1 pseudogene is annotated in these 945 nt (G+C 51.1%); it reads left to right on the top strand.

The features are described from left to right. Positions 1–113 precede the first annotated feature (113 nt). Positions 114–945, top strand: a pseudogene (locus tag PGQ95_RS26275) (Tn3 family transposase); the annotation flags it as partial.

The raw sequence follows: 945 nt of genomic DNA, 5'->3' as shown, positions 1-945 counted from the left end.
GCTGAAAATGCCGGCCTTTGAATGGGTTCATGTGCAGCTCCATCAGCAAAAGGGGATGATAAGTTTATCACCACCGACTATTTGCAACAGTGCCGAAACGACTGAGCAAAATGATCAGTGATCTACTCCCTCCGGTGGATTTAACGGAGTTGCTGCTCGAAATTAACGCCCATACCGGATTTGCTGATGAGTTTTTCCATGCTAGTGAAGCCAGTGCCAGAGTTGATGATCTGCCCGTCAGCATCAGCGCCGTGCTGATGGCTGAAGCCTGCAATATCGGTCTGGAACCACTGATCAGATCAAATGTTCCTGCACTGACCCGACACCGGCTGAACTGGACAAAAGCGAACTATCTGCGGGCTGAAACTATCACCAGCGCTAATGCCAGACTGGTTGATTTTCAGGCAACGCTGCCACTGGCACAGATATGGGGTGGAGGAGAAGTGGCATCTGCAGATGGAATGCGCTTTGTTACGCCAGTCAGAACAATCAATGCCGGACCGAACCGCAAATACTTTGGTAATAACAGAGGGATCACCTGGTACAACTTTGTGTCCGATCAGTATTCCGGCTTTCATGGCATCGTTATACCGGGGACGCTGAGGGACTCTATCTTTGTGCTGGAAGGTCTTCTGGAACAGGAGACCGGGCTGAATCCAACCGAAATTATGACCGATACAGCAGGTGCCAGCGAACTTGTCTTTGGCCTTTTCTGGCTGCTGGGATACCAGTTTTCTCCACGCCTGGCTGATGCCGGTGCTTCGGTTTTCTGGCGAATGGACCATGATGCCGACTATGGCGTGCTGAATGATATTGCCAGAGGGCAATCAGATCCCCGAAAAATAGTCCTTCAGTGGGACGAAATGATCCGGACCGCTGGCTCCCTGAAGCTGGGCAAAGTACAGGTTTCAGTGCTGGTCCGTTCATTGCTGAAAAGTGAACGTC

This window comes from Klebsiella sp. 141240, assembly GCF_050600805.1.
Taxonomy (GTDB): domain Bacteria; phylum Pseudomonadota; class Gammaproteobacteria; order Enterobacterales; family Enterobacteriaceae; genus Klebsiella; species Klebsiella aerogenes.
Note: the sequence above shows the minus strand (reverse complement) of the source record. Positions and strands in the feature narration are given on the sequence as shown.